Origin of the sequence: Bradyrhizobium iriomotense (assembly GCF_030160715.1) — a bacterium.
Taxonomy (GTDB): domain Bacteria; phylum Pseudomonadota; class Alphaproteobacteria; order Rhizobiales; family Xanthobacteraceae; genus Bradyrhizobium; species Bradyrhizobium iriomotense.
Map to the genome: position 1 here is coordinate 26,988 of NZ_BSOW01000020.1, position 25,015 is coordinate 52,002.

The 25,015-nt window shown below is 62.8% G+C and carries 25 protein-coding genes and 1 pseudogene; 10 read left to right on the forward strand and 16 right to left on the reverse strand.

Features of this window, described 5'->3' with window-relative positions:
- Positions 1 to 10: 10 nt before the first annotated feature.
- The gene (locus tag QQL28_RS26565) at positions 11 to 853 is read right to left on the reverse strand and encodes a GNAT family N-acetyltransferase (protein WP_284270231.1); all 843 of its coding nucleotides are present in this window, start codon (positions 851 to 853) and stop codon (positions 11 to 13) included.
- A gap of 176 nt (positions 854 to 1,029) precedes the next feature.
- Between QQL28_RS26565 and QQL28_RS26570 the strand changes: the two genes are divergently transcribed.
- A complete protein-coding gene (locus QQL28_RS26570; protein WP_284270233.1) occupies positions 1,030 to 1,698 on the forward strand; it encodes a haloacid dehalogenase type II in 669 nt (222 codons plus the stop codon).
- A 16-nt stretch (positions 1,699 to 1,714) separates the two neighbouring features.
- Positions 1,715 to 2,989: an NAD(P)/FAD-dependent oxidoreductase gene (locus tag QQL28_RS26575; RefSeq protein ID WP_284270235.1), complete on the forward strand. Its 1,275-nt coding sequence runs from the start codon at positions 1,715 to 1,717 to the stop codon at positions 2,987 to 2,989.
- Positions 2,990 to 3,117: 128 nt separating this feature from the next.
- On the opposite strand, the gene QQL28_RS26580 is transcribed toward QQL28_RS26575, so the two are convergent.
- From QQL28_RS26580 to QQL28_RS26600, 5 genes are read right to left on the reverse strand one after another with little or no spacing between them, the layout of a single operon-like run.
- Complete coding sequence (locus tag QQL28_RS26580; protein WP_284270238.1) at positions 3,118 to 4,575, reverse strand: NAD-dependent succinate-semialdehyde dehydrogenase; 1,458 nt, start codon at positions 4,573 to 4,575, stop codon at positions 3,118 to 3,120.
- Positions 4,576 to 4,592: 17 nt separating this feature from the next.
- A complete protein-coding gene (locus tag QQL28_RS26585; RefSeq protein WP_284270239.1) occupies positions 4,593 to 5,636 on the reverse strand; it encodes a tartrate dehydrogenase in 1,044 nt (347 codons plus the stop codon).
- Positions 5,637 to 5,644: 8 nt separating this feature from the next.
- Complete coding sequence (locus QQL28_RS26590) at positions 5,645 to 7,108, reverse strand: aldehyde dehydrogenase family protein (RefSeq protein ID WP_284270240.1); 1,464 nt, start codon at positions 7,106 to 7,108, stop codon at positions 5,645 to 5,647.
- Positions 7,105 to 7,455, reverse strand: a complete 351-nt coding sequence (locus QQL28_RS26595; RefSeq protein WP_284270241.1) for a cupin domain-containing protein — start codon at positions 7,453 to 7,455, stop codon at positions 7,105 to 7,107. Before QQL28_RS26595 ends, QQL28_RS26590 begins: the two co-directional genes overlap by 4 nt.
- Positions 7,456 to 7,466: 11 nt before the next feature.
- Positions 7,467 to 8,390 (reverse strand): 2-hydroxyacid dehydrogenase, encoded by a 924-nt coding sequence (locus tag QQL28_RS26600; RefSeq protein WP_284270242.1) that lies wholly within the window; start codon positions 8,388 to 8,390, stop codon positions 7,467 to 7,469.
- Positions 8,391 to 8,624: 234 nt separating this feature from the next.
- Here QQL28_RS26600 and QQL28_RS26605 point away from each other — a divergent pair, with 234 nt between their 5' ends.
- The 3 genes from QQL28_RS26605 to QQL28_RS26615 all read left to right on the forward strand — a co-directional run bounded on the left by QQL28_RS26605 (position 8,625) and on the right by QQL28_RS26615 (position 12,403).
- Positions 8,625 to 9,527 (forward strand): GNAT family N-acetyltransferase, encoded by a 903-nt coding sequence (locus QQL28_RS26605; protein WP_284270430.1) that lies wholly within the window; start codon positions 8,625 to 8,627, stop codon positions 9,525 to 9,527.
- 990 nt (positions 9,528 to 10,517) lie between these two features.
- A complete protein-coding gene (locus tag QQL28_RS26610) occupies positions 10,518 to 11,261 on the forward strand; it encodes a class I SAM-dependent methyltransferase (RefSeq protein WP_284270243.1) in 744 nt (247 codons plus the stop codon).
- 302 nt (positions 11,262 to 11,563) lie between these two features.
- Complete coding sequence (locus tag QQL28_RS26615; RefSeq protein WP_284270246.1) at positions 11,564 to 12,403, forward strand: SDR family NAD(P)-dependent oxidoreductase; 840 nt, start codon at positions 11,564 to 11,566, stop codon at positions 12,401 to 12,403.
- Between the two features lie 38 nt (positions 12,404 to 12,441).
- On the opposite strand, the gene QQL28_RS26620 is transcribed toward QQL28_RS26615, so the two are convergent.
- From QQL28_RS26620 to QQL28_RS26655, 8 genes are all read right to left on the reverse strand, one after another.
- Entirely contained in the window at positions 12,442 to 12,834 is a 393-nt protein-coding gene (locus tag QQL28_RS26620) for a winged helix-turn-helix transcriptional regulator (RefSeq protein ID WP_284270247.1), read from the reverse strand.
- 189 nt (positions 12,835 to 13,023) lie between these two features.
- Positions 13,024 to 13,524: a peptide deformylase gene (locus QQL28_RS26625; RefSeq protein WP_284270249.1), complete on the reverse strand. Its 501-nt coding sequence runs from the start codon at positions 13,522 to 13,524 to the stop codon at positions 13,024 to 13,026.
- An 80-nt stretch (positions 13,525 to 13,604) separates the two neighbouring features.
- Positions 13,605 to 14,522 (reverse strand): MurR/RpiR family transcriptional regulator, encoded by a 918-nt coding sequence (locus QQL28_RS26630; protein ID WP_284270250.1) that lies wholly within the window; start codon positions 14,520 to 14,522, stop codon positions 13,605 to 13,607.
- Positions 14,523 to 14,536: 14 nt separating this feature from the next.
- Positions 14,537 to 15,595 carry a C45 family autoproteolytic acyltransferase/hydrolase gene (locus QQL28_RS26635; RefSeq protein WP_284270251.1) on the reverse strand — a complete coding sequence of 353 codons (1,059 nt, stop codon included), beginning with the start codon at positions 15,593 to 15,595 and terminating at the stop codon, positions 14,537 to 14,539.
- On the reverse strand, positions 15,585 to 16,313 hold the full coding sequence (glnQ, locus tag QQL28_RS26640) for a glutamine ABC transporter ATP-binding protein GlnQ (RefSeq protein WP_284270252.1): 729 nt from the start codon (positions 16,311 to 16,313) through the stop codon (positions 15,585 to 15,587). The genes QQL28_RS26635 and glnQ overlap by 11 nt, the downstream gene beginning before the upstream one ends.
- Complete coding sequence (gene glnP / locus QQL28_RS26645) at positions 16,310 to 16,966, reverse strand: glutamine ABC transporter permease GlnP (protein ID WP_284270253.1); 657 nt, start codon at positions 16,964 to 16,966, stop codon at positions 16,310 to 16,312. The genes glnQ and glnP overlap by 4 nt, the downstream gene beginning before the upstream one ends.
- A 54-nt stretch (positions 16,967 to 17,020) precedes the next feature.
- The gene (gene glnH, locus QQL28_RS26650) at positions 17,021 to 17,773 is read right to left on the reverse strand and encodes a glutamine ABC transporter substrate-binding protein GlnH (RefSeq protein WP_284270254.1); all 753 of its coding nucleotides are present in this window, start codon (positions 17,771 to 17,773) and stop codon (positions 17,021 to 17,023) included.
- 168 nt (positions 17,774 to 17,941) lie between these two features.
- The gene (locus tag QQL28_RS26655) at positions 17,942 to 18,916 is read right to left on the reverse strand and encodes a LysR family transcriptional regulator (RefSeq protein WP_284270255.1); all 975 of its coding nucleotides are present in this window, start codon (positions 18,914 to 18,916) and stop codon (positions 17,942 to 17,944) included.
- Positions 18,917 to 19,001: 85 nt separating this feature from the next.
- On the opposite strand from QQL28_RS26655, the gene QQL28_RS26660 reads away from it, so the two are divergent.
- From QQL28_RS26660 to QQL28_RS26675, 4 genes are all read left to right on the forward strand, one after another.
- Positions 19,002 to 19,832 (forward strand): class I SAM-dependent methyltransferase, encoded by an 831-nt coding sequence (locus QQL28_RS26660; RefSeq protein WP_284270256.1) that lies wholly within the window; start codon positions 19,002 to 19,004, stop codon positions 19,830 to 19,832.
- A gap of 11 nt (positions 19,833 to 19,843) precedes the next feature.
- Complete coding sequence (locus QQL28_RS26665) at positions 19,844 to 20,356, forward strand: DUF8737 domain-containing protein (protein WP_284270258.1); 513 nt, start codon at positions 19,844 to 19,846, stop codon at positions 20,354 to 20,356.
- A 154-nt stretch (positions 20,357 to 20,510) separates the two neighbouring features.
- A complete protein-coding gene (locus tag QQL28_RS26670; RefSeq protein WP_284270260.1) occupies positions 20,511 to 21,266 on the forward strand; it encodes an SDR family oxidoreductase in 756 nt (251 codons plus the stop codon).
- 231 nt (positions 21,267 to 21,497) lie between these two features.
- Positions 21,498 to 22,718 (forward strand): MFS transporter, encoded by a 1,221-nt coding sequence (locus tag QQL28_RS26675; protein ID WP_284270262.1) that lies wholly within the window; start codon positions 21,498 to 21,500, stop codon positions 22,716 to 22,718.
- Between the two features lie 112 nt (positions 22,719 to 22,830).
- On the opposite strand, the gene QQL28_RS26680 is transcribed toward QQL28_RS26675, so the two are convergent.
- Together QQL28_RS26680 and QQL28_RS26685 are read right to left on the reverse strand one after the other, a co-directional pair.
- Positions 22,831 to 23,223, reverse strand: coding sequence for an ester cyclase (locus QQL28_RS26680; RefSeq protein ID WP_284270264.1), 393 nt, complete (start codon positions 23,221 to 23,223; stop codon positions 22,831 to 22,833).
- Positions 23,224 to 23,267: 44 nt separating this feature from the next.
- Positions 23,268 to 24,159: pseudogene (locus QQL28_RS26685) on the reverse strand (LysR family transcriptional regulator).
- A gap of 112 nt (positions 24,160 to 24,271) precedes the next feature.
- Here QQL28_RS26685 and QQL28_RS26690 point away from each other — a divergent pair.
- Positions 24,272 to 25,015, forward strand: coding sequence for an SDR family oxidoreductase (locus QQL28_RS26690; RefSeq protein ID WP_284270266.1), 744 nt, complete (start codon positions 24,272 to 24,274; stop codon positions 25,013 to 25,015).

Consider the following 25,015-nt stretch of genomic DNA (forward strand, 5'->3'; position numbering starts at 1 on the left):
AAGTCTCCGCTTATCCGAAAGCCTGGCTGGCAAGGGCGAATGTGGTGAGCGGCGCGGCGCCGGATCGCCGAATGACAGGGCGCTGCATGGCAATGCCCTCGTCTACGCGGACGAGTCCCTGGTCAGCCAGCCAAGGCCCGAGCGCGGTCGCTTCGGCTGTATCCACGCGAACGAAATGCCCTTGCCGGCCGGCCATCATATAGGCGAGCAGAGCCTTGCCGTCCTCAGCGCTCGCGGCCACCACGGGGCCGATTACCTCGCCCCTGCCAAAGCAGCGCAAAGCACCAAATCCAGTAATCCCCGAGCCGTCCCCAAGCACTGCGAGACGGCCGATCTTGGCAAGAACGCGAAGCAGTTCTTCTCGGTCTGCGCCGAACGCCCTTCTGTCGAGATCAACGATCGCGGATATCTCGTGCGGCTCTGCTAGCCGGACTTTGGTAGGAGCCTCGACATGTCGGACCTGGCCCTGATGCTGGATAATGCTGCCGGTTTGGCAAAAACCGAGCTTTTCATAGAGTGGCAACCCTTCGGGGGTTGCAATGAGCCGCAACGCGCGCGAGCCTGCCAGCGCGATGGCTGCCTCCATAAGCCTGCGGCCCAATCCGTGCCCGCGGGCAGCTTCATCGACGATCACCATGTTGATGGTCGCGACATCTTGCTTGTAGGGCGTCATCAAAACTGTCCCGAGGACAGTCGAGGCCATTGCGTCCAGAGCGACGATCCCCGCGCTGAGATAGAGCGCCATTTCCCAATCCTCGAGGCGGTGCGGCCAGTTGGCTTGGTGCGAAAGGCGTGCGGCACCTGCGAGATGCTCGGCGCGGAACGCGGTGAGCAAGATGGTGCTCGTGGTCATCGACTCGTTTCCTCTGTCCGGCTCCAGTGTCCTGTCTTAGAGGCGCGCAGATCGTCTGAAGGGCGCGGCGCCAACAGTATCTTCCACCGCAGCCGACGGAGAAACCGCATCTTATGCCGCGCGGGCGCTCTATCATTTCCACTGTGACATCGCGCGAACGCGCCAGGATGAATATGATGAGCCAATTTCGCCCGAAATACGTAACCTTTGACTGCTACGGCACGCTGACCAATTTTCAGATGGCAAAAGCAGCGCAGGATCTCTTCGGCGCGCTTCTCTCGGAGGCGCAGATGATCGAATTCATCAGAGATTTCGTGGCGTATCGGCTCGACGAGGTTCTCGGCGACTGGAAGCCCTACGCCGAGGTGGTTCACAACGCGCTGGAGCGCGCCTGCAAGCGCAACGGCGTCGCTTTCAAGGTCGAGCACGCGCAGATGGTCTACGACCGCGTGCCGACCTGGGGACCGCATCCCGACGTTCCTGCTGGCCTTGCCAAAGTCGCCAAGGAAATTCCGCTCGTCATCCTCTCGAACGCCATGGATGTGCAGATCCCGTCCAACGTCGCGAAGCTTGGCGCGCCGTTCCATGCGGTGATTACGGCCGAGCAGGCCAAGTCCTACAAGCCGCGCATGAAGGGCTTCGAGCACATGTTCGATGCGCTGGGCTGCGGGCCGGAAGACGTGGTGCACTGTTCCTCCTCGTTCCGGTATGATCTGATGACGGCGCATGACCTCGGCATCAAGAACAAGGTGTGGGTCAATCGTGGACATGAGCCCGCCAACCCCTATTACGGCTATGTTGAGATCAGAGATATTGCCGGACTGCCAGGCGTGTTCGGCCTCTGAAGTCACAGGATCTGCGGTGAAATACGTCTCTTACTGGCACGACACCGCACCAGTCTTCGGCGGCGGCGCTGAAGGTCCCGTCGAGGGGCACTATGACGTTGCCGTGATTGGGGGCGGCTTCACGGGCCTGGGAGCGGCGCGCCAGCTCGCCAGGGCGGGGATCAGGATCGTTGTTCTCGAAGCAGACCGTGTGAGCAGCGGAGCCTCGGGCCGGAACGGAGGCCACCTCAACAACGGCCTGGCTCATAGCTATCTTGCCGCGAAAGCGGAATTGGGCAAGGAGCGAGCGACCGCGCTCTACCACGCGCTCGATGCCTCGATCGACACGCTCGAAACGCTGATCGCGGAGGAGGGCATTGAGTGCAGTTTTCGTCGTGCCGGCAAGCTGAAGCTGGCGTCCAAGCCAAAGCACTTTGACGCGATCGCGCGCAATTTCGAGGCGGTCCATCGCGAGGTGGATCTGGAGACCGCGTTGCTGTCGGCCCAGGATCTTAGCTCTGAGGTGGGCTCTCCCTTCTTTGGCGCGATGCTCTCGAAGAAGAGCGCCATGATGCACATGGGGCGCTATGGCGTCGGATTGGCCGAGGCAGCCAAACGCCGCGGCGCGATCATCTTTGAGCAGGCGGCCGTGACTGGCCATGCGCGGGAAGGATCTCGCCACCGCCTGACGACGTCGCGAGGGAGCCTCACCGCGGACCAGGTGTTGTTGGCGACGGGGGCCTATACCACACCGAATTTCCGCTACTTCCGTCGGCGGATCGTCACTGTCGGCAGCTTCATCGTCGCGACCCGGCCACTGAACGCCGCTGAAGTCGCAGCGACGATGCCGGGCAACCGCACCTGCGTTACCTCGCTGAACGTCGGCAATTACTTTCGGCTCGCTCCCGATAATCGTTTGATTTTCGGTGGACGCGCGCGATTCTCGGCGACCTCCGATCAGCGCTCCGACGCCAAGAGCGGCGCGGTGCTCGCGGATAGTCTCGCGCACATCTTTCCGCAATTTGCCGGCATTGCGATCGACTATTGCTGGGGTGGGCTCGTCGACATGACCAGCGACCGCTATCCGCGTGCCGGCTACCAGGACGGGCTATGGTACGCAATGGGCTATTCGGGCCATGGTGCGCAGCTGTCGACCCATCTCGGCATGATTGTCGCTGACGCGATGCTGGGACGAGAAGACAGAAATCCGATGAAAGGTCTGTCCTGGCCCGCGGTGCCCGGCCATTTTGGCAAGCCGTGGTTCCTGCCGCTGGTGGGGATGTACTACAAGGTGCTCGATCGCGTTCAGTAGTACGAACGCGAGAACTGTCCGCTTCAACCTCGGACGCAATCCGGGAGCATCGAGGGCCAAGTTGGTGCCGCGGGGCTGCGTGTTGGCGGGAGAGGGCGCAGGCAGTGCGCCCTCCGGCTCGCCACCGGTCAATCCAGCCCGCCGATATGGAAGGTCTTCAGCTCCAGATATTCCTCGATCCCGACCTGCGCTCCTTCGCGCCCCAGGCCGGATTGCTTGACGCCGCCGAAAGGGGCCACTTCCGTCGACACCATGCCCGTGTTGAGACCGACCATGCCGGCCTCCAGCGCCTCCGCAACACGCCATGATCGCTTCAGATCTCTGGTGTAGAAATAGGCGGCGAGCCCGAACGGCGTCGCATTTGCGATGGCGATCGCATCCTCGTCGGTCTCGAAGCGGAAGAGCGGCGCGACCGGGCCAAATGTTTCTTCGTGCGCCAGCACCATCTCGGTATTTGCATTGGTGAGCACGATCGGCGCTGTAAATTGTGCGCCTTCGGGCAGTGCAGCCGATCGGGTGGCAATACGAGCGCCCTTGGACAGCGCGTCTGCGACATGGCGGTTGATCTTGCTGATCGCGGCCTCGTTGATCATGGGTCCAATCGCAACACCCGGCTCAAGACCCGGACCCACTTTCATGTTGTTGGCGCGGGCGACGAGCTTCTCCGCGAATGCATCGTAGATGCCCGCTTGCACGAGAATCCGATTGGCGCATACACAGGTCTGGCCGCCATTGCGGAATTTTGATGCGACCGCACCCTCGACGGCGAGATCGAGGTCGGCATCATCGAAAACGATAAACGGCGCATTTCCGCCGAGCTCAAGACTGACTCGCTTGACGCTATCAGCGGCGCCGCGCATCAGGAGCGAGCCGACACGGGTCGAACCCGTGAACGAGATTTTGCGCACGGTTTCGCTGGCCATGATCTCTGCGCCGATCTCCGTCGGCAGGCCCGTGACCACGTTGATCACGCCCGCCGGTATCCCGGCGCGCTCGGCCAGAACGCCGAGAGCCAGCGCCGAATAGGGCGTGAAATCGGAGGGCTTGATCACGACCGTGCACCCCGCCGCGAGCGCGGGCGCCACCTTGCGTGTGATCATCGCGTTCGGGAAATTCCAGGGCGTGATGATGCCGCACACGCCAACCGGCTCCTTGAGAACCACGATGCGCCGGTCGGCCTTTGGTGACGGGATCGTCGTGCCGCCGATGCGTCGGGCTTCCTCGGCGAACCATTTGACGAAAGAAGCACCGTAGCGGATCTCGCTTTTGGCCTCATCCAACGGCTTGCCCTGTTCGAGCGTCAGAATTCGCGCCAGATCATCCAGATGCGCGATCATGAGCCCGTGCCAGGTCTCCAGAAGCGCGGCGCGCTCGGCGTTCGTTCTTGCGCGCCAGGCGGGGTAGGCCCTGGCGGCGGCCGCAATGGCGGCGCGCGTGTCATCCCGCCCCATATCTGGCACAGTGCCGAGAACCGTCTGCGTCGCCGGATCGATGACGTCGATCGTCTTGCCCGAGAGCGCTCCCTGCCATTCGCCACCGATCAAGCCCTGCTGGCGGAAGAGCCCGTTGTCGCTCAGCTTCTGCATATTCCGATCCTCGTCTGTTAGGAGAGCTTTGAAAGCACTGCGGCGGTCACGGCATCGGTCCGCTCTTTGCCTTGGATCGTACCGATGCCCCGAGATGTGGTCGCCTCCAGCGCGGCCATGACGCGAGCCGCAGCCTCGCGCTCGCCGAGATGGTCGAGCATCATTGCCCCCGACCAGATGGCCGCGATCGGGTTGGCAACGCCGAGACGCGCGATGTCGGGCGCCGAGCCATGAACGGGTTCGAACATCGAAGGAGCGCTGCGGTCCGGGTTGATATTGGCGGAGGCGGCAAAGCCGAGCCCGCCCTGGATGGCCGCGCCAATATCGGTCAGGATGTCGCCGAACAGATTGGAAGCGACGACGACATCGAGGCTCTCCGGCGCAAGGATCATGCGCGCAGCGAGCGCATCCACGTGGTAATTGTTGACTTCGACATCCGGGTACTCAGCGGCAATGCGCCGCGTCATGTCGTCCCAGAAAACCATCGAGAATTTTTGGGCATTCGACTTGGTGACCGAGGCGAGCTTTCCGCGCCGCTTGCGCGCCTGATCGAATCCGAAGCGCAAGATCCGCTCCACGCCGGCGCGCGTAAACACCGCGGTCTCGACTGCGACCTCGTCGGAGGTGCCCTGATGCACGCGCCCGCCCGCGCCCGCATACTCGCCTTCGGTGTTCTCGCGAATGCAGAGAATGTCGAACTTGGTCGCTTTCAGCGGGCCGTTGACGCCGGGGAGCAGGCGGTGCGGCCGAACGTTGGCATATTGCGCAAACTCCTTGCGAATCGGCAGCAGGAGCCCATGCAGCGACACTGCGTCCGGCACTTCCGCCGGCCAGCCGACGGCGCCGAGCAGGATTGCATCGAACTTCCGAAGGGCGTTGAGGCCCTCGCCAGGCATCATCATCCCGGTGTCCTTGTAGTAGGCACAGGACCACGGAAATCGGGTGCCATTGAGCGCGAAGCCCGAATGCCTGGCGGCAGCCTCGAGCACCGCCCATGCGGCGTCCGTCACATCGCGGCCAATACCGTCGCCCGGAAGGAGTGCAATCGCGTAATTCTTCATGCTGCTTTCTAAACGTGAATGAGCACGCTCTTCGAGCGGCGGTTGGCGTGATAGGCGTCGCGGCCAAGGTCCTTGCCGATGCCGGAGCGCTTGTAGCCTCCCGTCGGCAGGATGTGGTCACGCGATCGGCCGTAACGGTTGACCCACACAGTTCCGGCCGGGATTGCGCGCGCCAGCCGCATCACGCGAGAGACGTCGCGGGTGAAGAGCCCGGCGGCAAGACCGTAGGTCGGATGGTCGGCGAGCGCCAAGGCCTCGTCCTCGGTGGTAAACGTCTGCAGCGTCAAGACCGGGCCGAAGATCTCTTCGGTGATGGCGGGAGAAGAGTGATCCACGTTCGCAAGAATCGTCGGCGCATAGAAATAGCCGTTGCCCTCCATCGGTACGCCGCCGGTGAGGCGCTCGGCCTCCTGCGCACATGCTGCTTGCACGATTGCGTGAATCCGCGAGCGCTGGCGCTCGGAGATGATCGGGGAATAGGTCGTTGTGGCGTCCCAGGTAGGGCCTGCGCGAACGGCTTTCATACGAGCGAGGATGGCGTCAACGAGCGGCTCGGCCACAAAGGCATGCGCGATCAACCGCGAGCCGGCGACACAGGCCTGGCCGGCGTTGGCGATAATGCTCCCGGCAATCGCGGCGGCGGCCTGGTCGAGATCAGCGTCCGCAAACACGATCTGTGGGCTTTTGCCGCCGAGCTCGAGCGTCATCGGCTTGACGCCGGTGCGCGCAATGTTGGCCATGATCGCAGATCCCGCAGCGGTCGATCCGGTGAAACTCACTTTGGCGATGTCGGGATGTCCCGTAATGGCGGCGCCCGTCGTCAGCCCGTCACCGAGCACGACGTTGATGAGTCCCGCAGGCAGGCCCGCCTTGACCGCCAACTGGGCGAGCAAGACGGACGACAACGGCGTCAGTTCGGACGGCTTGAGCACGACCGCATTGCCCGCCGCGAGGGCCGGTCCGAGCTTCCAGCCAGCCATCGAGACTGGAAAATTCCAGGGCGTGATGGCGCCGACGACCCCGAACGGCTCGGTCATGATCATGCCGAGATGCTCTTCGTCGGTGGGCACGAGATCACTGCCTTCCTTGTCGGCGAATTCAGCGAAGAAGCGGATCTGCTCTGCCGTGACCGCGATGTCTCCCGCAATCAGTTGTCCCACCGGGCGGGTGGACGAGACCGCCTCGAGCTTGGCGAGCGTTTCGGCCTCGCTCTCGATCAGATCGGCCCATTGCCGGAGCACGGTCGTCCGCTCTCGGGGCCGCACGCCGCCCCAGTTGCTGGTCTTCAAAGCCTTCCTGGCGGTCTGGACCGCCTCGTCCACAATCTCCTCGGAGGCGATGGGACACTCCGCGTAGAACGCGCCGTCCGAAGGACGGCGCATCGGAAGCAGACCGGGAGACTCCAGCAGCCGATTGCCGACGAAGTGGCCGATGGGCAGCGAAACCTGATCCGGATCGAAGCTCAGGCTCATGACACCGTGACGTAGATCTTGCGGACAGTCTCGACGGTCTTCCACACGCCGGTAAATCCGGGCTTCATGACGAAGCTGTCGCCGGCTCTGAAGGTGAGGGGGGCGCCGCCGTCGGGTGTGATCTCGACGAGGCCGGAGATAATGTGGCAGAACTCGAACGTCTCCCCCTTGATCGAGCGCGTCTCGCCAGGGGTCGCCTCCCAGACGCCGGTATGTATGCGTTCACCCTTGGCCACGTCCTGCGCCCAGGTCTTGAAATTGGGTGCGCCGGTAATGAGCCGCTCCGGCAGCGGCGTGGATTCTTTCGGGGCAAAGGCCGGATTTGGATCAATCAGCTTCAGCAGCATGTTAGCTCCTCTCAGTAACTGCGAGTCCGATCCACGAGCCCGATGGGATCGAGGCCCAACTCGTATCGCTTGATGTTTTCGATGACCGCACGTGCGGCAGTTTCCGCCTGAGTTACGCCCGCCACGTGCGGGGTGAGCAGCACTTTCGGATGAGCCCACAACTCATCGCCGGCAGGTAGAGGCTCCGGCTCGGTGACGTCGATGACCGCGCCCGCGAGCTGACCTGCGTCCAATGCAGCGAGCAGTGCGGGTTGATCAAGTTGGGCTCCGCGCCCTGCGTGGACGAGCGCAGCTCCCTTCGGCAGCCGCGCAAACAGGTCCCCATTCAGGATCCCGCGTGTCTCCCCGGTGAGAGGGAGCAGGCAGACGAGGATATCAGTCTCCGCGAGCATTTGGGCCAGACCGGCTTGTCCGCAATATGTCGTGACACCGTCGATCCTCTTTTCGGATCTGCTCCAGCCGCTCAAGCGAAAGTCGAAAGGCCTCAAGCTGTCCAGCACGGCGCGCGCGAGCACGCCAAGGCCGAGCAGCCCGACCCGCCGGTCGGCAGCCTGCTTCTGCGGGAGAGCTCGCCATTGGCGGCGTCGCTGCAAATCAAGATAGGTGGGCAGGTTGCGGTGGAGCGCCAGCACCGCGAGCGTGACGTACTCCTGCATCATGCGGATGATGCCGTCTTCCACCATCCGCACCACCTTTACTTCGGGCGGAAGCGCGGCGAGCGGAAATTGGTCGACGCCAGCCCCAACGGAGAACAGAATTTCAAGGTTGCGGTAACGTTCAAGTGCTTCTGGCACAGTCCAACTGACCACATACCGCACCTGATCGGGATCAACGGTGGTCGGGTCGATTGCGAAGGGAAGGTGTGGGAGCTCGCGAGCGAACGCGCTGCGAAATACCGCCCCACGCTGCGCGTCGGAATTAAAGAGAAAGGTCATGGGCTATCTTGAAGCGCAGAGAATGGCGGGGTTCGCCGGACGAAGCCATCGTAACGGGCGGTACCCTGGTTTCATGCCGAATGCGGTGGCGATTTGGTGGATTGTTTCGTGAGGCGGCCGTTCTGAAATGTATTCTGCCGCGGGGCCGGGTTTATGCTGGGATTGACCCGATGCCTTGGAGCGAGCCGAATTGCCATCATTCGACCTGCGTCGGGCGCCAAGCCGAGGAAAGTCATGAAAAGTCGCGTTTCCAATTCGCTGACGATCGATGCTTTCGAGGCTCGCGCGGTCGACATCGACAAGGTCGAGCTGGAGCAGCTTCATGCACTTTCGATCGGCGTCGGCTGGCCGCACAGAGCTGAGGACTGGCAGTTCCTGCGCGACGTCGGCCATGGCATCGTCGCTCACGACGAGATCGGACGGGTGCTGGGTTCAGCCATGTGGTTTCCTCATGGCTCGGATTTTGCCACTGTCGGCATGGTCATTACCTCTCCTCGGCTTCAGGCACTCGGCACCGCACAATGGCTCATGAAGCGCGCTTTCTCCGAGTGCAAGGGACGCAATCTGCGCCTCAACGCCACGCGGGCAGCGCGGAAGCTTTATCTCTCGCTCGGTTTTCGATCCGAGAGCACAGTCTTCCAACGTCAAGGCGAGGCGCGTCGGTCCGGTGAGACGCCAGATCCTCTGGCAGGAGCAGATCTACGCCGTCTGGGCGACGCGGATCTCGGGGCTGTCACTGGGCTCGATGCGCGCGCGTTTGGTGCATCGCGTGTAAAGCTGCTCACGGCTCTCTTGGATCAATCCGTAGGGTTCGGGCTCTACCGAGACGGTCGCCTCGAGGCCTTTGCGCTCTGCCGTCCGTTTGGGCGAGGCCATCTCGTGGGTCCCGTCGTGGCGTCAAACGACAAGGACGCGATCGTGGTGGCTGCACCGCATGTGGCTGCCCATGAGGGGGAGTTTCTGAGGGTTGATACACACCTCGCCGAGGGTGAGTTCTGCACTTTCGTGGCTTCGTCAGGCCTCGCTCTCTTTGACACCGTGACGACGATGTCGCTGGGGGGAACCTTCCTCAATCCCAATGACCGTTCTGGAGGCATGCCCGTGACCTACGCGCTTGCGAGCCAGGCACTTGGATAGCGCAAATCACCTAGTGTTCGCCACGCCTGCCATTGTTGCGCTCGCGCTACTTGACTCGCACCACCGCGCCGTCATCCACCGGTGCAAATCCGGCAGATGTAAGCCCGATCAGTAGCGCAAAAAACGACCGCGAGCACGTGCGGACAATTTTGAGCGGTCTTCTCTTCCTTGCGTATAACCTAACGCTGCTCAGATTGCGCAGGTTCTGATGTACTCGGGATTTGTCTAGGCGCCTCTCTGCTAGGACTTGATAGCCCTCTTGCTCGCTGGGCGCCGACGAGAGCCGGGCGTTGGGCACAATGGTCGAAAACTACGGTACAAAATACGGCAGGATACGCCGTGGTTGACACCGTAGATTGCTCGCAGCTCGCACAAGAAATGCGAACAATTCCAGCGAAATTTGACTGACACCCCTTCCGCCGACAAGAGGGCTCCTTCTAACGAGAGCCAAGATCTTCAGTTCGTCGACAAATCCGGGCACTCGGCGAATATTCTAGGGTACGATTGCAACCAGTTCGCGCTCCTCAACCGAGAACTTGAAGGTAGCCCGTACCAACTGGTTGCGCGATGGCGGCGCCGGGCGCAGAGCGAACTTTCAGTCGTACAAAACGCGAGCTGGCGGAGAAGGCCGCTTCTGGCGCAAAGCGGGTCAGTATGGCTGGTGCGCAGCGGCGAGGGAACGTGAGGGGGCATCGAACGACCGGACCAAGCGCGCTCCTGATCTCTGACGGTATTTGAACCTACGCCGAACCAGTGCGGTAATGGCAGTCCTGGCCACGCAGGCAGTGCTGATCAGTCAATTGACTCCGATAGGTAGCGAAATCGCCAGGATTGCGAACGGCTCGAATTTTCCTGTGAATTCAAGGCCGAAAAATTGGGACGGGCATACCGTCGGCATTTGTCCGTCAGCTCCAAGAATTTGTGCTTGGAAATCAACGCGGAAACATCTTCCCGAATGATTGAATGGGAGTAGGGGTATAAGCAGCCGAAATGGGTAGCGATATCTACGACCCGAGGTTTGTGAAGGGTGTTTTCGATCGCTGCTCAGACCGGTACATCGCTTTCAGCCTGATCTGTTCGTTCGGTTTCACGGAGCGTTGGCGCGCGCAATGTGTCGCAGCGATGCCTGCGCCAGAGGGCGAAGGCGCCCGCGGTTACGATCTGATGGCTGGGACGGGCGAAGTCTGGCCCCACCTGTTGAAGCGTTTCAACGATCTCGGCTCAATCACGGCCGTCGATATCTCGTCCGGCATGCATCGTCGCGCCATGGAGCGCCTTCACGCTCACCGCTCCCACCGGATCGAGTTCATCGAAGACGACGTGCTCGCAAGCGATCTGCCCTCGGAGAGTGCGGACTTCGTCATCTCCACTTTCGGAATGAAGACATTCAACCCTGGGCAACATGCGCAACTGGTCGCCTTGATCGCGCGCGTGCTGAAACCCGGCGGAGTCGTCTCCATGATCGAGGCTTCCGATCCGAAAGGATGGTGGCTCCGCCCGTTGTACCTGTTGCACCTCAAGGTCGTCTTGCCGCTCATAGAACGCATCTTCCTTCGCGGCGCGCAGGACTTTGCGATGATCGGCACCTACAGCACCAACTTCGGCAGTGCTATCCAAATCGCGGCTATGCTGCGCGATCACGGGCTGGAGGTGGAGTTTTCAAAGTACTTCTTTGGCTGCGCCACTGGCGTTGCTGGGCGCAAAATCGGGCCGATTGGCAAGACCAGCGCGTAGGATGGGTGGAGCGCAGCGACAGATGAGTTGCACGGGCGCTCCTCACAAAGAACGTAGGCTATGCCTGTCGCGCCAAGCGGCATAAGCATCTCACGAACAATGCGAGCCTCGCATTCTACATACCACAGTGGATGCGGAAGTTCCGAAGCGACATCAATCATGGCCCTGAGTGGCCGGCATCGATCGCGAACAAAAAAGTGCCTTATTGTCGCTGCGGCCCAACACGAATAATTCTGTCTTCGGGACGAATATACTCGCGCATCGTCAGCAAGATAGCGGTGCATCCTAACAGCAGGACATAGATGTCAAATGGCGTGGCAATAGTTACAGGAGCCAGTCGCGGTCTAGGACGCGGCATTGCAAGGGCGCTTGGGGGAAAGGGTTTAACTGTTTATGTAACCGGCCGAAATCTTGAAGAACTTGAACGCGCAGCCGAGGAAGTCGATTCCAGAGGTGGTAAAGGCATTGTCGCTCAGTGCGACCATGCAGACGACTCGCAGGTTGAGGCTTTATTTGCGCGGGTGCGGCAGGAGTCCGGACGGCTGGATATTCTCGTGAACAATGCCGCGGCAGTGGACCTTCGGGCACTCCCGGCGCCCGGTGGATTTTGGGAGAAGTCGCTTGGCCTCGCCGATATGATCACGGTCGGACTCCGGTCCAACTATGTAGCTTCCTACTTCGCTGCCCCCCTCATGATCGAGACGCGCAAAAGTGTGATGGTGCATATCTCGTTCTACGGAGCGGTCTCATATCACTACGGGCCGGCCTATGGCGCAGCAAAGGCGGGTACCGACAAGATGAGCTTCGACATGGCTGTCGACTTGCGGCCCCATGGGGTGGCCTCGCTATCGATTTGGCCCGGGCTGATCCTGTCCGACATGTTCAAGGCAGTTCCTAAGGAAAATCTTCCCACGAAGCTGGTCGACGATCTTCCGAATTTCGAGATGCCGGAGTTTACGGGCCTTGTGATCGAGCGTCTCTGGCGGGATCCGGATGTTATGATGCGATCAGGTGAGACGTTTATTGCGGCCCAACTCGGGATAGAGTTCGGCATCGAGGACCTCGATGGAAAGCAACCTCGGCTCTATCCGGAGTTGGGCAGCCCTGCGGGCCGCTTTGTCATTCCTAGAAGGGATTCGTAGTAGAGGCGGGTCGCAGGGCGAGATAAAGTCACGCTGTTCTAGCGTAATTTTATCCCGGTCTTTTCCCTTTCCTTGGTTCTATCGTAGCGCATGTGTGCATCGCCGATTTCCGTGTCATGCGTTCTTGCCCATTTGGTAAGACTACGAACTGTCTCAACAAGACTGAGGCCAAGCGAAGTAAGTTCGTAGCTAACGCTCAAGGGAATGGTATCGAGAGGCGTTCTCATTACGATGCCGTCACGTTCGAGTAGGCGCAGGGTAAGCGTCAGCATTCTTTGGGAGATTCCGCTGGTGCTGCGACGGATGTCGACATATCGCTTTGGCCCTTCGGCAAGCGCAGAGATGACCAGCAAGCTCCATTTATCTCCGACGCGATTTAGAATCTCACGGGTACGCTCACAGTAATTATTATGCAGGTGCTTATCGTGCATCGGCGGGCATCTCATTGGTGAACAAAACGAAAATACGTGTCTATCTCAAGCCATGAACGCGTTGAAGAGTCTCAATTACACCATGGCCGTTGCTGAGTTGGGCAGCGCGTAGGATGGGTAGAGCGCAGCGATACCCATCAATCCGTTTTGCGCGGCGCAATCGATGGGTATCGCTTCGCTCCACCGATCCTACGAACTACGCGACATCTTCTCAAATCGCTTGATCAGCCGTTCCCGCTTCATCCGCGACAACCGCTGGATCCAGAATACCCCGCCGAGCTGATCAATCTCGTGCTGGTGGCATACCGCGCGCAAGGCCTCCGACTCTTCGGTCTGCATGTTGCCGTCGACATCCTGATAGCTGATCCGGACGCGGGCGTGGCGCGTGACCTCATCGTTGACGCCGGGCATCGAGACGCTGCCTTCGCGGTGCAGGATCATCTCGGGTGACGCCCATTCGATCTCGGGATTGACGTAAGTCTGCGGGCCGTCCTTGGCGTCTAACTCGAGCACCACGACGCGCAAGGGGATGCCGATATGTGGCGCCGTGATGCCGATGCCGGGTGCGGCGCGCATCGTTTCGAGCAGATCGTTGGCTAGCTCTCGCAACGCGTCGTCGAACACGGTCACGGGCCGTGCCGGGAGCGCGAGCCGGCGGTCGGGATAGCGGACGATCGGGCGGATGGTCATGATCTCTGGTGTTCGACGGCAACGATTCCGAAACAGCGTAGCGCGGGCGGCTTTGCTGCCCCAAGCAAACCGCTGCGCCGTCAGCCAACCTCGATGTTCATCTCGGCAATCAGCCGCTCGCGACCCGCCAGGGAGTTTAGCGCCTTGTCACCCAATTCCCTCGCGACGAGGTTGAGCAGCGCTTCGCAGAAGACGACATAGGCGCCCATGCTGTTCGAATAGAAGCTGCTCGCGTGGGGGATGAAGAAAGCATGCGCGGCGGGAGGAACGAGCGGTGACGACCGGGAATCCGTAATCGCGATAACCGTCTGGCCGTTCGAAGCCGCGACCCGGGCCACCTCCGCGACGCTGCGCGTATAGGGCGCGCAGCTGGCGACGATGACGACGTCGCCCCGGTCGAGCTGAGACAATGCCTCGGCGACGCCGAGGCGCGGCGCGTCCAGAAGCGCGACGTCCGAGCGCACCATGCCCAGGCAATAGGTGAGAAAGCTCGCCAGCGAGTGGAATTGGCGAACGCCATGGACACGAACGCGGCGGGCGCTTGCCAGCAGCCGGGTGGCCCCTTGCAGAGCGGCTCCGTCCAGCTGTCCGAGGAATCCGTCGACATTCGCTGCCGTTTCGCGCGCCAGCTGCGCGAACGCCTCGACTTCGGCATTGCCGACGGACGGCGCGGCCATGAGCCGGCCGGCCTGGCGGCTATAGAAATACTGCTGGTCGTTGGCGATGGCCTTGCGGAAGACCGCCTGGAAATCGCTGAAGCCTTCGAAGCCGAGGCGCTTCGCCAGTCTGGTCAGCGTCGACGGATTGATGCCGAACTGATCGGCGAGCTCCGAGATCGAGCGAACTGCCGACTGTTCCGGCGCTTCCACCAGTTTTGCGAAGACATCATGCGCTTTGGCGCCGAGCGAAAAGCCTGCCTCGTCGCGGCCGATCGAGAGCGCGAGTGCCCGGAGATCCTCGATGGTGCGCGGCGGCTCCGCGACGGTTTCCTCTGGCATCACGCTGATCCTGTTCACGCCGCGAAGGGCACCAACCCATCCCGCATATCGAAGCGAGCTGCTTCGTGCGATCCATCGTAGACAGACCACTCGACCTTGTCAGCCCCGACCCGGAAGAGGGCGCTTGCGAGCGTGTTCTCGACGTCGCTATCGGCCGGATCTGTGCGGTAGATCGGCAATTCCGCGTCGGCTGCGTCCCACAAGATGCCGAGCGCGCGTCCCTGGGGTTCCGACTGGAGCGTTTGGCCGAGCAGCTCCTCGCCGCGCCGTTGTCGCACGCCGGACGAACCGGTGACGATCTGTGACATGCGGCCGGTGTCCGCATGGATCAGATGATTGGAATGGACACGCGGCGCCTGGACCCGATCGACCGACAGGGCCCGGGCGGTGAACTCGACGCTGAGAAGCCGCTCGTCCCCGGCTTGCGCCAAAGTCAGGTGAAATGCGCCGGCGCGCGGCGCGGATTTGAGCACGGTGAGGGCGCCGTCGAGGTCCGCTGCGTCGAGGATCGCGCGGGCGAGCACCATGCGCGGCGTGCCGGCGCCGCCGGCCAGCGGCCTGATATTGTTGACGGTCTGCACCAGTCCCTTCGACGTCGCCGCAAATGTGTGTCCCGGCAGCGAGCCTGGGTACACGAAGGCTGCGAACGCTGCGCCTCCTTCGGATGCAACATGGGCAAGCGCGCAGTTGCCGGCAAAGTCGGGGTCGCCATCCTCGTTGTGGCCGATCACATGCGCAGAGCCGGGCAATTGCACGGTCGTGCAGCCGTCCGGCGCCATCGCCCAGATATCGCCGCGGCAGTTCCACAGGAAAACGTCGTCGAAAGGCATTGCCAGCCCGATGGCGAGGCCCTGCAGCTCGGCCCAGTATCTCGGAAACCGATCCCGGACGATGGCCGCCATCTCGCCGATCGAGGGATCGCCGCGGCGCGTGGTGAGTTCGCGCCACGCAGCGGAGATGCGGAAATGGTCGTGCAGGGCCGCCCGGCCGAAGCGCCCAAGGGCAGCTCCGACATCAAATGGCGAACCTGCGACATCGATGAAGGAAAGCCGGCGGCCGGCGTCATACGACATGTTGCAGAAACTCTTTCAGGCGAGGGTTTTGCGGATTTGCCAGCAGCTCCCGTGGCTCGCCGTCGACGGCGATCTTGCCTCCTTCCATGAAGATCAGCCTGGTGCCGACCTTGCGGGCAAAGGCCATCTCGTGGGTGACCACGATCATGGTCATGCCTTCCTCGGCCAGCGCCTGCATGACGCGCAGCACCTCATGCCTCAGTTCTGGATCGAGCGCCGACGTCGGCTCGTCGAACAGCATCAGCTTCGGCTTGACGGCGAGCGCGCGGGCGATCGCGACGCGTTGCTGCTGGCCGCCGGAAAGCTCGCTCGGATAGTGGTGGGCGCGGTCGGCGAGGCCGACCTTGCCGAGCATTTCCAGCGCCTGCTTTCGCGCATCCTGATGCGACTCGCCGCGCACGCGGCGCGGGCCAAAGGCGACGTTCTCGAGCGCCGTCATTTGCGGAAACAGGTTGAACTGCTGGAAGACCATGCCGGCTTCCTGGCGGATCAAGCGGACCATGCGGCCGCCGGCCTTGACGCTGATGCCGTCGACGACGAGATCACCGCCGTTGATCTCCTCCAGCGCGTTGATGCAGCGGAGCAGCGTCGACTTGCCGGAACCGGAGGGACCGATCAGCACGACCTTCTCGCCAGGCTCGATCGACAGGTCGACCTGGTCGAGGATCGTGACCTGGCCGAACCGCTTGGTGACCTTCTTGAACTCCACGATGCTCACAGGATGCGCATCCTCTTTTCGGTCATCCTGAGGATAAGCGTGAGCGCGCCGGTCATGATCAGGTAGAACATCGCCACGGCGGACCAGATTTCGACGGCGCGAAAGTTGGCCGCCATGATTTCCTGGCCTTGCCGCGTGAGTTCGCCGACACCGATGACGATGAAGAGCGACGTATCCTTCAGGCTGACGATGAACTGGTTGCCGAGCGCCGGAATCATGCGGCGGAAGGCGAGCGGGCCGATGATGTAGAGAAGCACCTTCCAGAGTGGCAGGCCGAGCGCCAGGCCGGCTTCGCGCAATCCGCGATGGACGGAGAGAAACGAGCCGCGCACGATCTCGGCGATATAGGCTCCGGCGTTGACGATGATGGCCATGATCGCCGCCGCGAGCGGGTAGATGCGGACATTCGCGAGGATCGGCAGCGCGAAATAGATGAACATCACCTGCACGATGATCGGCGTGCCGCGTATGATCTCGACATAGGCGAAGGCAATGGCGTTGAGGACGGCATTGCCGTAGGCGCGCGCCAGGCCGGCGGCGAAGCCGATCAGCAGTCCGCCGGCGAGCCCGGCCAGCGCGATCAGCACGGTGAGGCGGGCACCCTTCAAGAGCTCAGGCAGGGCCTGCCAGATAACCGACCACTCGAAATCCATGAGAGCTTTCCTTCAAGAGAAGGCGCGCCGGCGGCCATGCCGGCGCGCGCGGGATCAGCTCTTCGGCGGCTCGGCGCCGAACCACTTCTTGTAGATGGCGGTGTAGGTGCCGTCGCCCTTCAGCTTGATGAGCGAGGCGTTGACCTTGGCGATGAGCTCGCTGCCCTTCGGGAAGGCCATGCCATATTGCTGGGCCATCATCTGGGGACCTACGGTCTTCACTTTCCCCTGACCGTTGGTCTTGATGTAGTAGAGGACGTTGGGGGTGTCGTGCATTGCGGCGTCCGCGCGTCCGGTCGCGACTTCGAGATAGGCGTTGTCGCTGTTGGGAAAGAGGCGGAGCTCCGTCCCCTTGAAGTGCTCCTTGGCGTAGTCGGTTGCCGACGTGCCGGTCTTCACGGCGAGTGTCTTGCCGGGAAGGTCTTCCGGACCCTTGATCGTGCTGTTGACCGGCACCATCAGCAGGAAGCCGCTGTCGTAATAGCCGTCCGAAAAGTCGATGACCTTCCTGCGCTCGTCCTTAATGGTAATGCCGGCCAGCCCGACGTCGACCTGCTTGGTCTGGAGCGCCGGGATGATGCCGTTGAAGTCCATCGGCTGCAGCGTGTAGGTCACGCCGATATCCTTGGCGATGGCGGCCCACAGGTCGATGTCGAAGCCGACATACTTGTCGCCCTCCTTGAACTCGAACGGAACGAAAGCGGTGTCGGTAGCGACGATCAGGTCGCCGGCACGAGCAGGTTGGCCGACGGCGAGGGTTGCCGCGAAGGCTGCGGCGGCGGTCAGGCTGGCGAGCGTGAACTTCATTGCAGGGTTCCCCTTTGCTGGGATTGCCACACGGGACCCCGTCAGCATCGCACAGATATGGAAAATTAAAAGTGCATTCTTTTGTGCAATGCATTGGACATTTGCGTATTCCGGAGGCATCCAGTCAGCGCGGCTCCTTTGCATGGGGTTGTTTTCGAGTTTTTGGTGTCAGCGGCTGTTTGCACGCCTGAGCTTGCGTGCTCCGCGAGCGGTGGCTGCGCCCTGCGCTGCATCGGCGCCGCGATATCTGACGTGCTCGATGAAGGCGCGCAGTTTTGGCAGGACCTGACGTTTCCCCGGATAGTACAGAAAGACCCCCGGTCCCATGACTGCAAAGGGCGCGAGCAGCGCTTGCAATCGGCCGTCGGCAATCGGCGCTCTGGCGAGCGGGGCGGGCACCTGCGCAAGTCCAACACCTCTGATCGCCGCACCGAGCAGCGTGGCATAGTCGTGCGCGATGAGCGGCCCCGAGACGATGGCCTCGACCGACTTGTTGCCGTCGACGAAGGGCCAGGGCGCGATCGACCCGTTCGCGCGACGCAGGCGCAGGCAGGCGTGCTGACGAAGATCGTCGATTGCCGCCGGCCGCTTCCGCCCGCGCATATAGTCGGGGCTGCCGACGACCATGAACGGGAACGGCTGCGTCAGCCGCACGGCAATCATATCAGGCGCGATGAGCTGGCCGAGCCGGATGCCGGCATCGAAGCCGCCTGCGGCAAGATCGACCATCTCCTCGCTTGCGGCGATCTCCACCTCGATCTCGGGATAGGCCTGGCAGAAGGCGGCGATCACCGGCTCGAGGATCAGCGGAACGACCGAGCGGGGAACGGCGAGGCGCAACATCCCGGCCGGTCGCTGCCCGAGATCGCGCGCGGCCTCGCTCGCCGCAACGAGCTCCTCGAAGGCGGGTTTTGCGCGCGACAGGAATCGTTCGCCGGCTTCGGTCAGTCCGACACTGCGCGTCGTGCGCGCGAACAGCGCAGCTCCAATGCGCGCCTCGAGCGTGCGGACGGCCTGGCTGACCGCCGACGGGGTCACCCCGAGCTCGGCGGCCGCGCGCCGAAAATTGCGGTGCTGGGCAACGGCGAGAAATGCCTCCACGCCGTCGAGCGCGCTCTGCCTGACTGTGAAGTTCTGCTTCATAGCCCGTCGACATTATCGCGGATAGTCGCGCGCCGGAAGCGGTCCTATGTCTGCAGGGAGACCTGAAACTCAACGGAGTCTGGCTGTGACCAATATCCTTGATGGCGTACGCGACCACTATCGCGCGACCGGCTTGACGGAGCGTCTGAAGACGGCGCTCTCCGTTCTTGGGCCGGAGGACCAACCGCTCGTGCCCCAGCAACTGGCCATGCTCGACCAGTTCCACACCCGCGGGCTCGCGGCGACGGCGGAACTTGCCAAGCTGGCCGGAATTGCCGCCGACATGCCGGTTCTCGATGTCGGTTCGGGCGTCGGCGGGCCGGCGCGCTTTCTCGCGGCGACGTATGGCTGCCGGGTGATCGGCGTCGATCTCAGCGAGCCGTTCGTCGAGGCCGCGCGTTACCTGACGGAGCGCACGGGAATGAGCGGGCGGGTGTCGTTCGAGGCCGCCAGCGCGTTGGACCTCCCGTTCGACGACGGCCGTTTCGAGGTGGCGTTGCTACAGCATGTCGCCATGAACATTCCGGATCGCACACGACTCTATCGCGAGATCCGGCGCGTGCTGAAGGTGGGCGGCAGGTTTGCGACTTTCGACATCGTATCGAAAGGCGACGAGCCGCACTATCCGGTTCCGTGGGCGCGAACGCCGGCGACGAGCTTTCTTCTCTCCGCCGCTGCCACACGCGAGGCGATCGAAGCAGCCGGTTTCCGCTCGCTTGTCTGGCAAGACGACAGCGAAGCCGCCAAGGCCTGGGCCACCCAGCTGCGCGCATCAGGCCCGCCGCCATCGCTCAATCTCGGCGTGGTGATGGGGCCGGGCTTCGCCGAGCTTTCCGCGAACCTCGGACGAAATATTTTGGAAGGCCGGCTCGGCGTCCTGACTGCGGTGTTCGAGGCCGCGCCTATCAGCGTGTGAAAGGAATCCAGATGTCACCGGCAACCGTCTTCCAGATCCATCTCGTTCTTGGCTACGTCCCGTGGCTGCTCTGGCTCCGTACCTATGGGTGGCCCTGGCTGAAGTCGATGGACCAGGTCGAGGCGCATCGCGCCATCGCCACCTTGCACAGCTTCCGCTTCTTCGGACTCGTTTTTCTCGTTCCCGGCGTTATCGGGCCTCAATTGCCGACCGGCTTCGCGACCTTCGCCGCCTACGGTGACTTCGCGACCGGATTGCTGGCCATGCTGGCGCTTCTCACGGTGCGCATCCGTCCGATGTTCTGGCTGTTCGTCATTGCCTTCAATCTCGTCGGGGCCGCTGACATCCTCATCGACTACTATCACGGCAATCAGCTCGGCCTTGCGCCGCTGGCCGGGGAATTGGGCGCCACTTACGCGATCCCGATCATCTACGTGCCGCTGCTGATGATCACGCATGTGGCTGCGTTCTATCTGCTGATGTATTCGCGGGGGCGGGAAGGTTCCGTCGCGATGGCCGCATAGGGGACCTGATTGAGGGCTTCGGATAGGGCCTGATCAAATCCGAGCGCGCGGCAAAATGCGACATCGAATGGCCCTATGCGCGGCGCAGGATGCAAATGGGTTGAAGCCCTGATCGTTTCTCATTTGCATCCAATCGTCGACAACGGAGAAGCCCATGAAGATCGTCGTCATCGGCGGCACCGGCCTGATCGGTTCGAAGGTGGTCGCCATTCTGCGCCAGGGCGGCCACGAGGTCGTCGCGGCCTCGCAAAAGAGCGGCGTCAACGTCATCACCGGCGAGGGGCTCAAGGAGGCCATGGCCGGCACGCAGGTGGTGATCGATCTCGCCAATTCGCCGTCATTCGAAGACAAGGCTGTGCTGGAGTTCTTCCAGACCGCCGGCCGCAATGTTCTCGCCGCCGAGGCCACAGCGGGCGTCCGACACCATGTCGCGCTCTCCATTGTCGGAACCGACCGCACGCCCGACAACGGCTATTTCCGCGCGAAGGTCGCACAGGAGAAACTGATCGAAGCCTCCCGCGTCCCCTACACCATCGTTCGTGCGACCCAGTTCATGGAGTTTCTCGGCGCCATCGCCGCATCGAGTGTGCAAGCAAACACGGTCAGGATGTCGCCCGGCCTGTTTCAGCCGATCGCGGCAGAAGACGTTGCCGCCATGGTTGCCGATGTGGCGCTCGCGGCGCCGCGCAACGGCATCATCGAGATCGCCGGCCCCGACCGCGCGCCGTTCAACGACATCGTCGCCCGCTATCTGAAAGCCATCGGCGACCCGCGAACGGTCGTGCGCGACCCCGAGGCGCGGTACTTCGGCGGCCGGGTCGAAGAGCACTCGCTGGTCCCGCTCGGCGAGGCGCGTCTCGGCCGTATCGGCCTCGACGAATGGCTGCGCGGCGCGCGGGCAGCGGGCTGATCCTGCCGACGAGCGACGCGTTCATGCTGTCATGAACCGCGCGACACGAGCAGCCGCCTGCGGTTGCATCGGGCGCGCGCATGGCAGCACATGGCAGCAAGAGACGCTTTGATCGCGCCTGGGCAGCGGTTCCATCCTTGCGAAAAATTTCACTAGTATGGATGGTGGTCCTGTCGGATCGCGCGCTGCCTGTTCGTCTTCATCCAGAGACATCTGTATGGGAGACCAGACATGAAACCTTCCAACTATCGCTGGGTGATCGTCGCCGCTGGCGGCCTGCTCAGCTGTGTCGCGATCGGCGGCATGTTTTCGTTGCCGGTATTCTTGAAGCCGATCGCAAATGAGACCGGGTGGTCGGTGACGGGCATCTCCAGCGCGATGACGATCGGGTTTTTGGCGATGGCCTTCACCAGCATGGCCTGGGGTACGCTGACCGACCGGTTTGGACCGCTGCCGGTGGTGCTGACGGGATCGGTCGTGCTGACGCTGAGCCTGACGCTCGCGAGCCACGCGACCTCGCTGATCGCGTTCCAGTTCATCTTCGGCCTGTTGGTCGGCGCCTCCTGCGCCGCGATCTTCGCGCCGATGATGGCGACCGTGACCGGCTGGTTCGACACCCATCGCAGCCTTGCGGTCTCGCTGGTGTCGGCCGGCATGGGCATGGCGCCGATGACGATGTCGCCGCTCGCAGCCTGGCTCGTCTCCAACCATGACTGGCGCACCTCGATGCAGATCGTGGCGCTGGTGGTCGGCGCGATCATGATCCCGGCTTCGCTTCTGGTGCGCCGTCCGCCGGCGCTGGCGAATCCGCAGGCGGCAACTTCCGAAGTGGGCGCTCAGCAAGCTGAGATGTCGCTGTCGGAGGCGCTGCGCTCGCCGCAATTCCTGATCCTGGTCGCGACCAATTTCTTCTGCTGCGCGACGCATTCCGGCCCGATCATCCACACCGTCAGCTATGCCGTGAGCTGCGGCATCCCGCTGATCTCGGCGGTGACGATCTACAGCGTCGAGGGCTTTGCGGGCATGGGCGGCCGGATCGCCTTCGGCCTCATGGGCGACCGCTTCGGCGCCAAGCGTGTGCTGGTCTCGGGCCTGCTTGCGCAAGCCTTCGGCGCGCTCGCTTACGTCTTCGCGCACCAGCTCGCTACGTTCTATGCGGTCGCCGCCGTGTTCGGTTTCATCTATGCCGGTACCATGCCGCTCTACGCCTCGCTGGCGCGCGACAATTTCCCGCTGCGCATGATGGGCACGGTGATCGGCGGCACGGCGATGGCCGGCAGCCTCGGCATGGCGACCGGCCCGCTCGCCGGCGGCCTGATCTACGACGCGTTCTCGAGCTACGCCTGGCTCTATATCGGCTCCTGGGTGCTCGGCCTCTGCGCGTTCCTGATGGCGATGACGTTCAGGCCGTTTGCGAAGCCTCAAGGGGAGGCTGCGCCGGCGACGGCGTGAGCGAGGTCCTGTAGCCCGGGTGAGCGAAGCGACACCCGGGTTCTGTCGCACCAATCCCGCATGTCGCGGAGCCTGTCATCGGGCGTCGCGCCGACCCGGTGGCTCATGCGGGCTACGGCCGAAGCTGCGCTTCGATCGCAGCCTTGTCGATCACCGACCAGACCTGCCAGATTTTTCCGTCGCGGAATTCGTAGAACACGTTCTCGCAGAAGGCGACGCGCCTTCCGTTCACATCGAGCCCAAGGAATGTCCCGACCGGCGTGCAGTCGAATGTCAGCCGGCTCGCGATATGGGGCGGATCCGAGACCAGCAGCTCGATCTTGAAACGGAGGTCCGGAATCTCGCGAAAATCGCGCTCCAGCATCGCGCGATAGCCGGCGAGCCCGATCGGCTTCGCGTTGTGCGAGACGTCGTCATGGACGAACTGTCCGAGCGCCTGCCAATCCTGCCGGTTCAGGCAGGCGATGTAGTTCCGGTAGATCTCGGCGAGATCGGACTTCGCCATAGCATGCTCTCGTGCCGCGCAAGTTGGATCGCCGGTGCACCAAATCAGGGCCGTCGCCGCAGATGCTCGACGAGCGCGCGCAGTTTTGGCGCGCTGTTGCGGCGGCTCGGATAGTAGAGATAGAAGCCGGCGAAGAAGGGGCAATATTCCACGAGGATCGGCACCAGCTCGCCGCGCTCGAGAGCAGGCCGAAAGCTCGCTTCCATGCCAAAGGTGATGCCGGCTCCGGCCACAGCGAGCTTGATCATCAGCGCCATGTCGTTGGTGGTGATCTCCGGCGCGTACCGCTACGCTGAAGTCCTTGCCGTCCTCGGCAAACTCCCAGCGATAGGGCGCAGCTTTCGGCGCGGGACGCCAGCCGATGCAGCGATAGGATGCGAGCTTGGAGGGATGCGTGGGCACGCCGAAGCGGTCGCGAAAGGCGGGCGCGCAGACCGCGAGCTGGCGTTCCTCGCCCGCGATCGGCACCGCGATCATATCCTGCTCGATGACCTCACCGAGACGGACGCCGGCGTCATAGCCCGCGGCGACGATGTCGAACTGCTCGTCGGTCACGGTGATGTCGACCTGCACCTCTGGGTTTGCCGCGGAGAAAGACGCCAGAACTGGGCCCGAGAGAAAGTGCTCTGCGATCGAAGAGACCGCGAGCCGCAGGAGCCCGCGCGGGCGGCCGTGCAGCGCTTCGGTGTTGCCGAGCGCTGCCCGCATGTCGGCGATCGCGGGGGCGACGTCGGCGTGCAGGCGTTCGCCAGCTTCGGTCAGGCTGACACTGCGGGTCGTGCGGCGGACCAGCGCGATGCCGAGGGTTTCCTCCAGCCGACGGATTGTCTGGCTGACGGCCGAGCGCGTCACGCCGAGCCGGTCGGCTGCCGCGCGAAAATTCCGCTCCTCGGCCACAAGCGTGAAGACGGCGAGGGCGTTGAGATCGGGTTCCATTGGTTAGCATACCTTGCCAAACTGATAAGAAATCGTCGTCTTATCACGACATTGGCGCAGGCCTATTCCTCAGGCAACCGCTCGCGAAGAGCAGCCAGGAAAGGTCAGATTCATGCCCCTCGACAAAGTCATTCTCGTCACCGGTGCTTCCAGCGGCATCGGGGCAGGCATCGCGCGCGAGCTTGCCGCCGCGGGCGCAAAAGTCCTGCTGGGCGCACGGCGCGTCGATCGCTTGAGAGGACTTGCAGCCGAGCTGAACGGGGCGGGCGGGACAGCGCTGGCGCGTCCGCTCGATGTGACCAACCGCGTCAGCGTTGCGGCATTTGTCGATGCGGCCCGCGACGTATGGGGCCGCGTCGACGTCATCGTGAACAATGCCGGCGTGATGCCGCTGTCGCCGATGGCCTCGCTGAAAGTCGAGGAATGGGACCGGATGATCGACGTCAACATCAAGGGCGTGCTCTATGGTATCGCTGCGGTTCTGCCGGAGATGGTGGCGCGCGGCTCGGGCCATGTCATCAACATCGCCTCGATCGGTGCGCTCAGCGTGTCTCCGACGGCCGCGGTCTACTGCGCCACCAAATATGCTGTGCGGGCGATCTCGGACGGTTTGCGGCAGGAGCACGACAACATTCGCGTCACCTGCATCCATCCCGGCGTGGTCGAAAGCGAGCTTGCCGACACCATCACCGATCCCGTTACGGCCGAAGCGATCAAGTCCTATCGCGCCATCGCGCTCCAGCCTGACGCCATTGCCCGCGCGGTGTGCTTTGCGATCGAGCAGCCCGATGATGTCGATGTCAACGAGATCGTCGTGCGCCCGACGCGGACGGCCTCGGTCGCGCTGGATCGGTGA

Coding starts and splice junctions, on each gene's coding strand:
- QQL28_RS26565 (WP_284270231.1), bottom strand. CDS start 853: ATGACCACGAGCACCATCTTGCTCACCGCGTTCCGCGCCGAGCATCTC.
- QQL28_RS26570 (WP_284270233.1), top strand. CDS start 1,030: ATGAGCCAATTTCGCCCGAAATACGTAACCTTTGACTGCTACGGCACG.
- QQL28_RS26580 (WP_284270238.1), bottom strand. CDS start 4,575: ATGCAGAAGCTGAGCGACAACGGGCTCTTCCGCCAGCAGGGCTTGATC.
- QQL28_RS26585 (WP_284270239.1), bottom strand. CDS start 5,636: ATGAAGAATTACGCGATTGCACTCCTTCCGGGCGACGGTATTGGCCGC.
- QQL28_RS26590 (WP_284270240.1), bottom strand. CDS start 7,108: ATGAGCCTGAGCTTCGATCCGGATCAGGTTTCGCTGCCCATCGGCCAC.
- QQL28_RS26595 (WP_284270241.1), bottom strand. CDS start 7,455: ATGCTGCTGAAGCTGATTGATCCAAATCCGGCCTTTGCCCCGAAAGAA.
- QQL28_RS26600 (WP_284270242.1), bottom strand. CDS start 8,390: ATGACCTTTCTCTTTAATTCCGACGCGCAGCGTGGGGCGGTATTTCGC.
- QQL28_RS26605 (WP_284270430.1), top strand. CDS start 8,625: ATGAAAAGTCGCGTTTCCAATTCGCTGACGATCGATGCTTTCGAGGCT.
- QQL28_RS26610 (WP_284270243.1), top strand. CDS start 10,518: ATGGGTAGCGATATCTACGACCCGAGGTTTGTGAAGGGTGTTTTCGAT.
- QQL28_RS26615 (WP_284270246.1), top strand. CDS start 11,564: ATGTCAAATGGCGTGGCAATAGTTACAGGAGCCAGTCGCGGTCTAGGA.
- QQL28_RS26620 (WP_284270247.1), bottom strand. CDS start 12,834: ATGCACGATAAGCACCTGCATAATAATTACTGTGAGCGTACCCGTGAG.
- QQL28_RS26625 (WP_284270249.1), bottom strand. CDS start 13,524: ATGACCATCCGCCCGATCGTCCGCTATCCCGACCGCCGGCTCGCGCTC.
- QQL28_RS26630 (WP_284270250.1), bottom strand. CDS start 14,522: ATGCCAGAGGAAACCGTCGCGGAGCCGCCGCGCACCATCGAGGATCTC.
- QQL28_RS26635 (WP_284270251.1), bottom strand. CDS start 15,595: ATGTCGTATGACGCCGGCCGCCGGCTTTCCTTCATCGATGTCGCAGGT.
- glnP (WP_284270253.1), bottom strand. CDS start 16,966: ATGGATTTCGAGTGGTCGGTTATCTGGCAGGCCCTGCCTGAGCTCTTG.
- glnH (WP_284270254.1), bottom strand. CDS start 17,773: ATGAAGTTCACGCTCGCCAGCCTGACCGCCGCCGCAGCCTTCGCGGCA.
- QQL28_RS26655 (WP_284270255.1), bottom strand. CDS start 18,916: ATGAAGCAGAACTTCACAGTCAGGCAGAGCGCGCTCGACGGCGTGGAG.
- QQL28_RS26665 (WP_284270258.1), top strand. CDS start 19,844: ATGTCACCGGCAACCGTCTTCCAGATCCATCTCGTTCTTGGCTACGTC.
- QQL28_RS26670 (WP_284270260.1), top strand. CDS start 20,511: ATGAAGATCGTCGTCATCGGCGGCACCGGCCTGATCGGTTCGAAGGTG.
- QQL28_RS26675 (WP_284270262.1), top strand. CDS start 21,498: ATGAAACCTTCCAACTATCGCTGGGTGATCGTCGCCGCTGGCGGCCTG.
- QQL28_RS26680 (WP_284270264.1), bottom strand. CDS start 23,223: ATGGCGAAGTCCGATCTCGCCGAGATCTACCGGAACTACATCGCCTGC.
- QQL28_RS26690 (WP_284270266.1), top strand. CDS start 24,272: ATGCCCCTCGACAAAGTCATTCTCGTCACCGGTGCTTCCAGCGGCATC.